The sequence below is a fragment of the Duganella zoogloeoides genome, assembly GCF_034479515.1.
GTDB lineage: Bacteria > Pseudomonadota > Gammaproteobacteria > Burkholderiales > Burkholderiaceae_D > Rugamonas > Rugamonas zoogloeoides.
Genome location: NZ_CP140152.1, coordinates 217,147 through 230,069, shown reverse-complemented (window position 1 = coordinate 230,069; position 12,923 = coordinate 217,147). Strand labels below are relative to the sequence as shown.

Genomic DNA, 12,923 nt, shown 5'->3' with positions numbered 1-12,923 from the left:
ATGTTGTAACTACGCTGCCAGCTTGGAGGCGATGACGTTTTCTTCGATGGTGCTGCTGGAGAAGCGCGCCGCCAGTGCGCACAGGGCGGTGGCTGCCACCACGATGCCGAGGATGGAGAGCGTCTGCTGGACGTCGCCCATGCCCTTCATCAGGAACCCTGCGGCCACCGCGCCGACGTTGCCGCCGGCGCCGATGATGCCGGCCACGCCGCCGAGCGCACGTTTATCGACGAACGGCACCACGGCGTAGGTCGCGCCGCAGGCCATGTGGGTGAACAGGCCAAAGATCAGCATGGCGCCAATCGCCAGGACGGCAGTGCTGGCGTGGGCGAACATCAAGAGGCCCGCCCCCTCACCGAGCATCAGCACGAACAGCAGCGTGACGCGATGATTGAGGTTGCCGCGTGCGGCAAACTTGTCCGACGCCCAGCCGCCCAGGGCGCGGGCAAACAGCGCCAGCAAACCGAAGCTGCCGGCAGCCATGCCGGCCTGGCCCAGCGTCAGGTTGAAGTGATCGACGTAATAGATGGCAGCGATGTTGTGGATGAAGATCTCGATGCCGAAGCAGGCGCCGTAGGTGATGAACAGCAGCCACACGCGGTAGTTGGCGGCAGCGAGCTTGAAGCTCTCCCAGCCCCCCTTTTTACCACCGTCGATAGCGATGCCGGCGGCGCGCAGCTCGCTGAAATTACCCTGCGGGCAGTCCTGCGTGTAGCGGTAGTAAACAAAGGCCATGACGATCATCAGCACGCCCGGCACGATCAGCGCAGCGCGCCAGCCAAAGGTTTCGGACACGCCCAGCATGATCATCGCGGTCATCAACAGCGGCATCACGGCTTGCGCCACGCCGCCGCCCGCATTGCCCCAGCCGGCAGCTGCCGCGTTGGCGGTGCCCACCACTTTCGGGCCGAACATGACGGAGGTGTGGTACTGGGTGATGACGAAGCTCGCGCCAGCGGCGCCGATCCCGAGACGGAAGAACAAAAAGCTCTCGTAGCTCTGGGCGAAAGCGACGCCGATGACAGGGATGGCGCCGAGCAGCAGCAGGCCGGTGTAGGTCTTGCGCGGGCCGAAGTGGTCGCACAGCGGGCCGACGATCAGGCGCACCAGGATGGTAATGGCCACTGCGGCGATATTGATGTTGGCGATCTGCGCGCCGGAGAGGTTGAATTCTCCCTTGATGACGGGCATCAGCGGCGCGCAGGCGAACCACGCGAAGAAGCAGACGAAGAACGCCATCCAGGTCAGGTGGAACGCCCGCATCTGCGGCGTTGAGATCGAGAGGAGCTTGATGCTGTTAGCTTTGGTGGCCATTTTTTATCCCGTTCAGAAAACAAAAAGGCGCCCGCGCAACCGGGCCATAAAGACCGGGTTGGGCGGACGCCGTTGTCCTGCCAGTCCGTCTTTGGACCGGCTATGTATTCGTGTGCTGCAGGGAGATCGCCGTTGACCTCTTGCCTTGGGTATTGCAAGAGGCGTGCCAGATGGGTGTTTGAGGGCGCTACAGAGGGGGAATGCGGCTTTGCGGGGAATTGGTGCGGAGATGAAAAGACTGGCTGGTGCAAGCTGGCGGTGCATGGCGCACGGTATCAGTGCGCCATGGCGGTGCAGCCAGCCGTCAGGCGCTGGCCTGCAGCGGTGCAGCCACCGCCAGGTCCTGCCAGTCGTCGGCGCAGCGCACCACGTCGCCCACCACGATGATGCTTGGGCTACCGAGGCCGCTGGCGCGCAGCGCCTCCGGCAGCTCGCCCAGGGTGGTGAGCAGCTTGCGCTGGTTGTCGCGCGTGGCCGCCTGCACCACCGCCACCGGCGTGTCGTGCGCTGCGCCGCCGGCCAGCAGGCCGGCCACGATGGACTCGACGCGCGCCACGCCCATGTAGATCACCAGCGTCAGCCGGCTTTGCGCCAGCGCCTGCCAGTTCGGCTCCGACGCGGCATCCTTGCCATGGCCGGTGACGAACGTGGCCCCCTGGCTCCACGACCGGTGCGTGACCGGCACGCCGATGCTGGTCGGTGCGGCCAGGCCGCTGCTGATGCCGGGGATGACGTCCACTGCGATGCCTTGCGCGCGCAAGGTGGCGCGTTCCTCGCCGCCGCGCCCGAACATGTACGGGTCGCCGCCTTTGAGGCGCACCACGTGGTGGCCGGCGCGCGCTTCGGCGACCATCAGCCGTTCGATGAATTCCTGCGGCGTCGATGCGCAGCCGCCGCGTTTGCCAACGTGGACCACCCGGGCACTCGCCGGTGCGTAGTCGAGCACCTGCGGGTTGACCAGGTCGTCGATCAGCAGCACGTCGGCGCGCTCGATGGCGCGCACGGCCTTGATGGTCAACAGTTCCGGGTCGCCGGGTCCGGCGCCCACCAGGGTGACACTGCCTTGGGTATTCATCGGTAGTCCCTTCAAGCTGCCGCGGCCAGCGCGGTATTGACCATCTGGTCGATTTCATCGGTGATCCCGGACAGCACGCCCGCCACCACCGCAAACTCGCGCCCGGCCTGGCCCGCGCGCGCCGCCACCACGCGCGCATTGAAAGCCACCATGCGCGCCTGCTTGTTGATCTTCTCGATATCGGTGATCACGCCGCGCAGCTGCTTTTTCATCAGCCGCGCGTGCAATTTCGCCTGTTCCTCATAGACGCTGGTGATCTGGTTGAGGATCGCCAGCGTGGGCGTGGTCAGGCGCACCAGTTCGGCCAGCAGCCCGTCGGCCGCGCCCTTGCCGTGCGGGCTGGCGATGGCCGCCAGCGTGCGGTCGGCCTGCTCGGCAAAGGCGACGATCTCGCGGTCGCCGGCCAGCTTGCCGAAGTACGCTTCGCGCAGTTCGGCGCAGAACACGCCTGGCAAGCCGTCGGCGTCCGCCAGCAGCGCCTTGTGGGCGCCCCGGAACAGGGCCAGCGCCTCGCGGGCGATGGTCTCGGCTCCCTCCTGCCCCTGCGACGCCAGCACCGCGTACAGCACGATGCGCTGCGACGTGAAGCGGCGCCGGCCCGACAGGTTGATCATGGCCCCGAACACTTCGCCCGACAGCGCCTTGGCCTCGCTTTCCAGGTGGCGGGTGTTCATGTCCATCAGGCCGCGTCCTTGGCCGGATGCGCCTGTTTGCGGTACAGGAACTCCAGCACGGCGGTGCGATATGCCATGTAGCGCGCATCCTGCGCCAGCGCCACGCGGTCGCGCGGACGGTCCAGCTGCACCTCGACGATCTCGCCGATGGTGGCGGCCGGGCCGTTGGTCAGCATGACGATGCGGTCCGACAGCAGCACCGCCTCATCGACGTCGTGGGTCACCATCACCACGGTGGACTTGGTGGCCGCGACGATCTTGAGCAGCTCGTCCTGCAGGTGGGCCCGGGTCAACGCGTCGAGCGCGCCGAACGGTTCGTCCATCAGCAGTACTTTCGGTTCCATCGCCAGCGCCCGGGCGATGCCCACGCGCTGCTTCATGCCGCCCGAGATTTCGTTGGGGCGCTTGGTTTCGGCGGCTGTCAAACCGACCAGCGCCAGCGCCGCCATGGTGCGCTCGCGCAGCTGCGCTTTCGAATCGGTCTTGCCGAACACGCGTTCCACGCCCAGGTGGATGTTCTCGTAACAGGTAAGCCACGGCAGCAGCGAGTGGTTCTGAAACACCACCGAGCGCTCGGGCGACGGCCCGGCGATCTCGCGGTTGGCGCACAGCAGCACGCCGTCGGTGGGGCGGGTCAACCCGGCGATCAGGTTGAGCAGCGTCGATTTGCCGCAGCCCGAGTGGCCGATCAGGGTGATGAACTCGCCCTTGGCGACGGTGAGGTCGATCTCGCGCAGCGCGTGGAATACACCCTTCCTGGTGTGGAAGACCATCTCCACGCCCTCGATGTCGATGAATTTCGATTCGTCCATGGCCATGCTCCTTAGTTCGACACTTGTTCGTAGGTGAAAGCTCGGGCCAGCGCCATCAGGGCTTGTTCCAGCAGCAGGCCCACGAAGCCGATGGCCACGATGGCGATGATGATGTGCGGGACATTCAAATTGTTCCACTCGTCCCATACCCAGAAGCCGATGCCCACGCCGCCGGTCAGCATTTCGGCCGCGACGATCACCAGCCACGCGGTGCCGATCGACAGGCGCACGCCGGTCAGCACATACGGCAACGCCGATGGCAGCAAGATCTTGGTCAGGATCTTCCACTCCGACAGGTTCAGTACGCGCGCCACGTTCATATAGTCCTGCGGCACGCGCTGCACGCCGACGGCGGTGTTGATGATCATCGGCCAGATCGAGCAGATGAAGATCGACCAGATCGCAGCGGGGTTGGCCGACTGGAACACCAGCAGACCAATCGGCAGCCAGGCCAGCGGCGACACCGGTTTCAGCAAGCTGATAATGGGGCTGAACATGGCGCTGACAAACTTCACGCGGCCGATCACGAAGCCGAGCGGGATGCCGACCAGCGCAGCCAGGCCGAAGCCCACCGCCACCCGCTGCAAGGACGCCAGCAGGTTCCAGCCTATGCCCTGGTCATTCGGGCTGTTGCGATAGAACGGATCGGAGAACATTTTGACCGCTTCGTGGAATGTCACCAGCGGCGTCGGGAAGGTGGCGTTCTTGATGGTGATCAGCTGCCAGATCAGCACCAGCAAGGCGGCGCCCACCAATGGCGCGACGATTTTCATGGCGGTGGCCGAAAGCTGCTGGCGCACGCGCGCGCTGGAATTGGCGGCCAGCGCGCGGCGCGGGCGGCGCGCCGGCTTTCCAGCTTCGAGGACTTCGGTATCGAGCGGCTTGGCGCTGTCGGGTTGGAGCATGGCGTTCATGGCTTTCCTTCAAAGGACGATGAATCGGACTACTGCAACTTAAGCGCGGATCTTGAACGAGGCGGCAAACGCCTTCGGGTTCGAGCCATCCCACACTGCGCCATCCACCAGCTTGGACGTGCGCAGCGGGCTTTTCGGCACCGGTGTCTTGGTCATCGCCGCCGCATCCTTGTACAGGTCGATCTGGTTGACCGACTTGGCCACGGCCAGGTAGTCCGGGTCGTCCTTGAGCAGGCCCCAGCGGCGGTGCTGGGTCATGAACCACATGCCGTCCGACAGGTAAGGGAAGTTCACCAGGCCGTCGTTGTAGAACTTCATGTGATTGGCGTCGTCCCAGGTCTTGCCCAGGCCATTCTGGTAGCGGCCCAGGATGCGCTGGTCGATCGCGTCCTTGCTGGTGTTGACATACGACTTGTCGGCGATCACTTCGGCCATCTTGTTCTTGTTGGCCAGCGATGCGTCGATCCATTTACCCGCATCCAGGATGGCGGCCATCATGGCGCGGCAGGTGTTCGGATATTTTTTGGCGAATTCCAGGGTGGAGCCCAGCACTTTTTCCGGGTGGTCCTTCCAGATGTCCTGGGTGGTGGTGGCGGTGATGCCGATGCCGTCCATGATGGCGCGGTGGTTCCACGGTTCGCCCACGCAGAAGCCGTCCATATTACCGACGCGCATATTGGCCACCATCTGCGGCGGCGGCACCGTGATCACTTTGGCGTCCTTCATCGGGTTGATGCCGTTGGCGGCCATCCAGTAGTACAGCCACATGGCGTGGGTGCCGGTCGGGAAGGTCTGGGCGAACGTGTACTCGCGCTTGTCAGTGCGCATCAGCTTGGCCAAGCTGGCGCCATCGACGGCGCCCTTGTCGGCCAGCTTTTTCGACAGCGTGATGGCCTGGCCATTGTTGTTCAGGCCCATCAGCACCGCCATGTCCTTCTTCTGTCCACCAATGCCCATCTGTACGCCGTACAGCAGGCCGTACAGCACGTGGGCGGCATCGAGGTCGCCATTGGACAGCTTGTCGCGCACGCCGGCCCACGAGGCCTCCTTGCTCAGCACGAACTTGACGCCATACTTCTTGTCGAACCCCAGCACCGACGCCATCACCACCGACGCGCAGTCGGTCAGTGGAATAAAGCCGATCTTGACTTCTTCCTTCTCCGGTTTATCGGAACCTGCCGCCCACACACCACCAGTTGCCAAACCCAACATGCTTCCTCCTGCGACCAGACTTGCGCCATGAATGATTTTCCTGCGCGTGACATTAACGTCGGCCGGGGTCGGTGGCAAGGCGTTGTCGGCGATATTTGGTGTTTCTTTCATGGCGTTCCCTTAGTAGTCAGCAAAACCGTTGGACCAAAAAAAACGCCTACCCCCGCGAACGCATTCGCGTGATGGTAGACGTCGTTGTCTTGTGACCCTCACCGCCGTTGGCGAGGTTCAGCAGCGCAGCGTTGCGCTTGGTTTAAGACTATGCAATGTCTGTGCCAGCGGGCTGTCACAGGGGGAAGGTAAGGGAATTGACGACAATGCACCGCACCCGCGCACCGTTGGTGAGCACGCGCCTCATTTTGGACGCGAAAAACAAAATAAAGATTATCCGAGCAGGTCTTCGACATCCAGAATACGCTGCGCGACTTCCGAGAGCTTGAGGTTCTTGCTCATGGCCATGCTGCGCAGCTTCTGGTACGCCTGCTCTTCGCTGAAATGTTGGCGCTCCATCAAGAGCCCCTTGGCGCGCTCGATGATCTTGCGCTCGGCCAGCTTGCTCTTGGTGTCGGACAGTTCGTCGAGCAGTTTCTGCTCGCGCTTGAACCGCGCCAACGCCACGTTGAGCACCGGCTTGATGCGGTCGCTCTGCAGTCCGGCCACGATGTACGCCGACACGCCGGCCGCGACGGCCGCTTCCATGCTGGCCGTGTCTTCACTTTCGGTAAACATCACGATGGGGCGGCGCTCGTCGCGGGTGGCGATGACGATGTGCTCGAGCACGTCGCGCGCATCGGACTCGGCATCGACGATGATCATGTCCGGCTGTAACTGGGCTATGCGGTCGGGCAAATACATGTCCGGCGGCAGCGAGGCAACGATGTCGTAACCGGCCTCGAGCAGCCCAAGCCGCAGTATCCGCGCCCGTTCGACCTGGGCGTGCATGGCCTCGTCGTCCTCGCTCCCGGGATGGATGAGGGCGTTGACGACAACAATGCGCAGGTTACGCGTGGTCATGGGAGGTGGCAGCGGGTTGGTCCTGGGCTGTAAGGCAAGCAAGAACCAAACCAGTCGTTTTGATGTGCATGCGCAGATTCTAAGGCACAACACCAAATTTTTGCCAGTTTATCGGGGCTTCTGTCGATTTAATGCCACCGGGTACCTCATTCCCACCCTAGCGCTGCATTCCCCAGCGCAGCACCGTGATGCGTTCGAGCGGCCGGAACACGGCGTTTTCGATCAGCAGCCCGATCAGGATCACGGCAGCCAGGCCGGCAAACACCTTGTCGGTATACAGCTCGTTGCGGTTCTGGAAGATGTACCAGCCCAGGCCGCCCTGCCCCGACGTGGTGCCGAAGACCAGTTCGGCCGCGATCAGGGTGCGCCAGGCAAACGCCCAGCCGATCTTCAGGCCCGACAGTATCGATGGCAGCGCTGCCGGCACCAGGATGTGCAGTACCAGCCGCAGCCCGCTCAAGCCGTAATTGCGGCCGGCCATGCGCAGCGTTTCGGGCACGCTCTGGAAGCCGGCGTATGCGCCCAGCGCCAGCGGCCACAGTACCGCGTGCACGATCACGAAGATCAGGCTGCCCTTGCCCAGGCCGAACCACAGCAGCGCCAGCGGCAGCAAGGCAATCGCCGGCAGCGGGTTGAACATCGACGTCAGCGTTTCGAGCAGGTCGCGGCCCACGCGGGTGGACGCGGCCAGCGCGGTCAGTACGAAGGCGGCCAGTACGCCGGCGGCGTAACCCTGGACCAGCACGGCCAGCGACGTGCGGATACGGTCGAGCAGTTCACCGCTGGCGATGCCGTCAAAAAAGGCGCTGGCCGTTTGCAGGAAGCTCGGCAGCAGCAGGTCATTGTGCTGCCAGCGCGCGATGGCCTCCCACAGCACGGCCAGTGCGGCGAGGATCAACGTCTTGCGCAGCCAGGTTTGCTGGCGCAGGCGGCGCACCAATGGCGCAGGGCCGGGGGCGATGCGCAGTGTGGCGGCGGCGGGGGTATATTCGTACTCCTGGCGGATCGGGGGTTCGAGACTAAGGCTCATCAGGCTTTCTCCGCAATCCGGGATACGTTCCCATCGGCCCGCGCCCCCGCCCCGTCATCCTCGCGAAGGCGGGGATCCATAGACCGCGTGATGGGATACTCAGCATGGATCCCCGCGTGCGCGAGGATGACGTTGGAAATGACGGGGCTGGTATTGATGGTGGCGGCTTCGGGCGCGCCTGATGCATCCTCCACCCCGCCAAACAATAAACCGTGAATACGCTGCGTCGCCGCCTGGAACTCCACGCTGCCCGCGCTGGCCAGCCCGAACTGGTGGCTGTTCAACTCCGCTCTTACCTGCCCCGGGTGCGGCGACAGCAGCAGGATGCGGTTACCGACCACCAGCGCCTCCTCGATCGAGTGCGTGACAAACAGCAGCGTAAAGCGCAGCTCTTCCCACAGCCGCCCCAGCTCTTCCTGCATATTGCGCCGCGTGAGCGCGTCGAGCGCGGCAAACGGTTCGTCCATCAGCAGGATATCGGGCTGCATCGCCAGCGCGCGGGCGATGGCCACCCGCTGCTTCATGCCGCCCGACAGCGTGTGCGGATGGGCGTTCTCGAAACCGGCCAGGCCCACCTTGGCGATCCAGTGCCGCGCGCGTTCTTCGGCCTGGTGGCGGTTCAGACGTTTTGTCATCAACAGCGGGAACATCACGTTTTCGCGCACTGTTTTCCACGGCGGCAGCTGGTCGAATTCCTGGAACACCACCATGCGGTCCGGTCCCGGCCCGGTCACTTCACGGCCGTCGATGCTGATGGCGCCGCCGGCTGGCTTGATGAAGCCGGCCGCCGCCTTCAACAGCGACGACTTGCCGCAGCCCGAAGGCCCCAGCAGCACGAAGCGGTCGCCGCGATACACATCGAAGCTCACCTCGTGGGTGGCGCACACGGCGCCGTATTCGAGGCTGACATTTTCCGCCCGCAGCAGTGGCGCCGGCGGTGGTGCGGCGCGAACGATCTGGAACGCCATGTCAGCCACCCTTGGTAATCACGGGGTCTTCGAAGAAGTAGTCGCGCCAGCTGGCCGGCTGCTTCTTGATCGCGCCCACGCGGTACAGGAACTGCGCCAGGCCCAGGGTGTTTTGCGGCTCCACGCTGAATTTCACTTCCGGATTCTTAAACACTTTCAGCACCAGCGCGCGGTCGATCTTGCTCTTGGTCACGCGCAGGAACGCATCGGTCGCGCCTTCCGGATTGGTGCTCGCGTACTGCGCGGCTTCGGCCAGCGCGGCGGTAAAGGCCCGGTAGGTTTTCGGATTCTCGTTGCGGAATTTTTCGGTGGCGTACAACACGGTGGCCGAGCTGGGGCCGCCCAGCACGTCGTAGGAATTGAGCACGATGTGGGCATTCGGATTGCCGGCCAGTTCCTGCTCCTGGAACGGCGGGTTGCCGAAGTGGGCGTTGATCTCGGTGCCGCCCGCGATCAACGCGGCGGCGGCATCCGGGTGCGGCAGGGTTTGGGTAAACTTGTCGAGCCGCGCGAATTCCTTCTCGCCCCATTGCTTGGCCGCCGCGTATTGCAGGATGCGCGACTGCACCGACACGGTAACCGCAGGCAGCGCGATGCGGTCCTTCTCGGTAAAGTCGGCGATGGTTTTGACCTTGGGATTGGTGCTCACCAGGTAGTACGGAAAACTGCCGAGCGACGCCACGCCTTTTACGTTCTGGCGTCCCGCCGTGCGGTCCCAGATGGTCAAGAGCGGCCCCACGCCGGCACCGGCGATATCGACGGCGCCCGACAACAAGGCATCGTTGACGGCTGCGCCGCCGGACAGCTGTTTCCACTCCACCTTGATCTCGAGGCCGTTTTTCTTGCCGTGTTTTTCGATCAGCTTCTGGTCCTCGGCGACGTTGAGCAGCGCATACACCACGCCGAACTGGCGCGCGATGCTGATGGTCCCTTCGGCATGGGCGGGGGCGGCGGCGGCAAAGCCCAGCAGCAGGCTGGCGGCGATGGTACGTTTGAACAGAGTGGTCATGGTGGTCCCGTGGTCAAAAAGTCTCAAAAAGGCACATCGCCTTCGATGGTGGTGCGATACAGTTTGCGGCGCAGGTGGTCGGGCGTGCCGGCCGCCAGGTGCATCAGCGAGCGGTTGTCCCAGAACACCATGTCGTGCGGCGCCCAGCGGTGGCGATACACGTGCTCCGGGCGCACGCTGTGGGCGAACAGTTCTGCCAGCAGCGCGCGGCTCTCGTCGTCCGGTATGCCGACGATGCGCGTGGTGAAATGCTCGCTCACAAACAGCGCCTGGCGCCCCGTCTCCGGGTGCGTGCGCACCACCGGGTGGACCACCGGCTGCACTTCGTCGATCTGCGCTGGCGTGAGCGCCGGGCGCCACGGGTTGCGGCGGCGCAGTTCCTCGTATTGCACCAGGTAGCTATGCTCGGCGCGCGCCCCGCGCACGGCGTGGCGCAAGGCGGCCGGCAGCGTATCCCACGCCAGGTGCATATTGGCGAACAAGGTGTCGCCCCCCTCGGCCGGCAGCTCCTGCGCGTGCAGCATCGAGCCCAGGCTGGGCTTGTCCTTGTACGACAGGTCGGAATGCCAGAAATGGCCGGCATCACCGAGGCCGATCGGCTGGCCGTTCTCGATGATGTTGGAAATGACCAGCACTTCCGGGTTGGACGGCAGCTGGAAGTTGCGCAGCACATGGATTTGCAGCGGCCCGAAACGGCGGCTGAAATCGACCTGCTGCTGCGGCGTGATGCGCTGGTCGCGGAACACCAGCAAGTGGTGATCGAGGTGCGCCTGGTGGATGCGCTGGAAATCGCGCGCAGGCAGCGGATGATGCAAATCGAGGCCGAGGATCTCCGCACCCAAAGGCGCATCGAACACTTCGACCTCGAACATAGCTTGGAGAACGGCAGACATGGCACAGCTCCGAAATCAGTGTGCCACCAGTCTAGACCGCGTTCCTTATTTGTAAAACGAAGCTTATCGGCTAACGATATAAGAAAGCTTTATACGGCAACCGTCTCGTACCGCGCCAGCGACTGCTCCACGCGCGGCGCCAGTTCAGCCAGCGAGGACACGCTCATGCCCAGCTCCTGCAGCTTGCCGTCCTGGATGCCGTACACCCAGCCGTGCACCGTCAGTTCCTGGCCACGATCCCAGGCGTCCTGCACGATGGTCGTGCGGCAGACGTTGGAGACTTGCTCGATCACGTTCAATTCCACCAGGCGCTCCGAGCGGCGTTGTTCGTTGACCACGGTGCCCATGTAGCGTTCGTGCTTCTGGTGCACGTCGTGCACGTGGCGCAGCCAGTTATCGACCAGGCCCACGCGGGTGCCGGTCATGGCCGCGTGCACGCCCTTGCAGCCGAAGTGGCCGACGACGATCACGTGCTTGACCTTGAGGATGTCGATGGCGAACTGCAGCACCGACAGGCAGTTCAGGTCGGAGTGCACGACCACGTTGGCGATATTGCGGTGAACGAACACATCGCCCGGCGCCAGGCCCAGCAGTTCATTCGCAGGCACCCGGCTGTCCGAGCAACCGATCCACAGGTACTCGGGCGCGGCCTGGTTGGCCAGGCGGTTGAAGAAATCGGGATCGCGCTCAACTTCCGAAGCGGCCCAGCGGCGGTTGTTTTCCAGCAGGCCGCGCAGGGGGGAAGTGCTTTGTTCCAGGTCTTTCATGGTGTCCTCTCGTACATAAAGAGACCGCCGGTCCACCCGGAATGGGCGGCGCGGCGGTCAGATATTACCGGTGCTGCATGACGCAATGTTTACAAGCGGTTACTCGAAGAAATCTTTCACCTTGTCGCGCCAGGTCTTGGTCTGCGGGCTGTGCTTGTTGCCGCCTTCGGTGGTCGATTTTTCAAACTCGCGCAGCAAGTCCTTTTGCTTTTCGGTCAGCTTGACCGGCGTTTCGACCGCCACGTGGCAGAACAGGTCGCCCGCGAAACCGGAACGCACGCCCTTGATGCCCTTGCCTTTCAGGCGGAAGGTCTTGCCCGACTGGGTACCTTCGGGAATCGTAAACGACACTTTACCAGACAAGGTCGGCACTTCGATTTCGCCGCCCAACGCTGCCTTGGTAAACGAGATCGGCATTTCGCAATGCAGGTCGTCGCCTTCGCGCTGGAAGACCGCGTGCGGCTTGATGTGAATTTCCACGTACAGGTCGCCCGATGGCCCGCCATTGGTGCCCGGCTCGCCGTTGCCCGACGAGCGGATGCGCATGCCGTTGTCGATACCGACCGGGATTTTGACTTCCAGGGTCTTGTTGCGCTTGATGCGGCCCTGGCCCGAGCAGGCCGGGCATGGTTCCGGGATGATCTTGCCGGTGCCGTGGCACTTGGGGCAAGTCTGCTGGATGCTGAAGAAACCCTGCTGCATGCGTACCTGGCCGTGGCCGGCGCAGGTGGTGCAGGTGACCGGCGACGTGCCCGGCTTGGCGCCGCTGCCGTGGCAGGTGTCGCACTTGTCCCAGGACGGTACACGGATCGTGGTGTCGAAGCCGTGGGCAGCCTGCTCCAGCGTGATCTCGAGGTTGTAGCGCAAGTCGGCGCCGCGATAGACCTGCGGGCCGGCGCTGCGGCCGCGTCCTGCGCCGCCACCGAAGATGTCGCCGAAGATATCGCCAAAGGCATCGCCGAAACCGCCGGCGCCGCCGAAGCCGCCACCACCATTGTTCGGATCGACGCCGGCGTGACCGTAACGGTCATACGCCTCGCGCTTTTCCGGATTGGTCAGCATCTCGTAGGCTTCCTTGACTTCCTTGAACTTGCCTTCAGCCTCGTTGTCGTCCGGATTGCGGTCGGGATGGTACTTCATGGCCAGCTTGCGGTAGGCCTTCTTGATTTCGTCTTCCGACGCGTTTTTTGCGACACCGAGTGTCTCGTAGAAATCACGCTTTGCCATATTGGTCGGGACCT

General features: G+C 63.8%; 13 protein-coding genes. All 13 read right to left on the bottom strand.

All coding sequences use genetic code 11. From position 1 onward, the window contains the following. Positions 1-9: 9 nt before the first annotated feature. Positions 10-1,314 carry an MFS transporter gene (locus SR858_RS01070; RefSeq protein WP_019923753.1) on the bottom strand — a complete coding sequence of 435 codons (1,305 nt, stop codon included), beginning with the start codon at positions 1,312-1,314 and terminating at the stop codon, positions 10-12. Positions 1,315-1,618: 304 nt separating this feature from the next. Beyond that, the gene (cobA, locus tag SR858_RS01065) at positions 1,619-2,389 is read right to left on the bottom strand and encodes a uroporphyrinogen-III C-methyltransferase (RefSeq protein ID WP_019923752.1); all 771 of its coding nucleotides are present in this window, start codon (positions 2,387-2,389) and stop codon (positions 1,619-1,621) included. A gap of 11 nt (positions 2,390-2,400) precedes the next feature. Beyond that, positions 2,401-3,069, bottom strand: a complete 669-nt coding sequence (locus tag SR858_RS01060) for a methyl-accepting chemotaxis protein (RefSeq protein WP_019923751.1) — start codon at positions 3,067-3,069, stop codon at positions 2,401-2,403. After that, entirely contained in the window at positions 3,069-3,875 is an 807-nt protein-coding gene (locus SR858_RS01055) for an ABC transporter ATP-binding protein (RefSeq protein WP_019923750.1), read from the bottom strand. The genes SR858_RS01060 and SR858_RS01055 overlap by 1 nt, the downstream gene beginning before the upstream one ends. A gap of 11 nt (positions 3,876-3,886) precedes the next feature. Then, positions 3,887-4,789: a nitrate ABC transporter permease gene (ntrB, locus tag SR858_RS01050; protein ID WP_019923749.1), complete on the bottom strand. Its 903-nt coding sequence runs from the start codon at positions 4,787-4,789 to the stop codon at positions 3,887-3,889. A gap of 39 nt (positions 4,790-4,828) precedes the next feature. Continuing rightward, entirely contained in the window at positions 4,829-6,112 is a 1,284-nt protein-coding gene (locus SR858_RS01045; protein WP_084670105.1) for a CmpA/NrtA family ABC transporter substrate-binding protein, read from the bottom strand. A gap of 273 nt (positions 6,113-6,385) precedes the next feature. Further along, the gene (locus tag SR858_RS01040; RefSeq protein WP_019923747.1) at positions 6,386-7,015 is read right to left on the bottom strand and encodes an ANTAR domain-containing response regulator; all 630 of its coding nucleotides are present in this window, start codon (positions 7,013-7,015) and stop codon (positions 6,386-6,388) included. A gap of 157 nt (positions 7,016-7,172) precedes the next feature. Continuing rightward, entirely contained in the window at positions 7,173-8,045 is an 873-nt protein-coding gene (locus SR858_RS01035) for an ABC transporter permease (protein ID WP_019923746.1), read from the bottom strand. Then, positions 8,045-9,013 carry an ABC transporter ATP-binding protein gene (locus SR858_RS01030; protein WP_051120376.1) on the bottom strand — a complete coding sequence of 323 codons (969 nt, stop codon included), beginning with the start codon at positions 9,011-9,013 and terminating at the stop codon, positions 8,045-8,047. The genes SR858_RS01035 and SR858_RS01030 overlap by 1 nt, the downstream gene beginning before the upstream one ends. Position 9,014: 1 nt before the next feature. After that, complete coding sequence (locus SR858_RS01025; RefSeq protein ID WP_019923744.1) at positions 9,015-10,022, bottom strand: ABC transporter substrate-binding protein; 1,008 nt, start codon at positions 10,020-10,022, stop codon at positions 9,015-9,017. 23 nt (positions 10,023-10,045) lie between these two features. Beyond that, positions 10,046-10,915: a TauD/TfdA dioxygenase family protein gene (locus SR858_RS01020; protein ID WP_026637620.1), complete on the bottom strand. Its 870-nt coding sequence runs from the start codon at positions 10,913-10,915 to the stop codon at positions 10,046-10,048. An 89-nt stretch (positions 10,916-11,004) separates the two neighbouring features. Continuing rightward, a complete protein-coding gene (gene can, locus SR858_RS01015; protein WP_019923742.1) occupies positions 11,005-11,682 on the bottom strand; it encodes a carbonate dehydratase in 678 nt (225 codons plus the stop codon). Positions 11,683-11,781: 99 nt separating this feature from the next. Then, positions 11,782-12,909, bottom strand: coding sequence for a molecular chaperone DnaJ (gene dnaJ, locus SR858_RS01010; RefSeq protein WP_019923741.1), 1,128 nt, complete (start codon positions 12,907-12,909; stop codon positions 11,782-11,784). Positions 12,910-12,923: the final 14 nt, after the last annotated feature.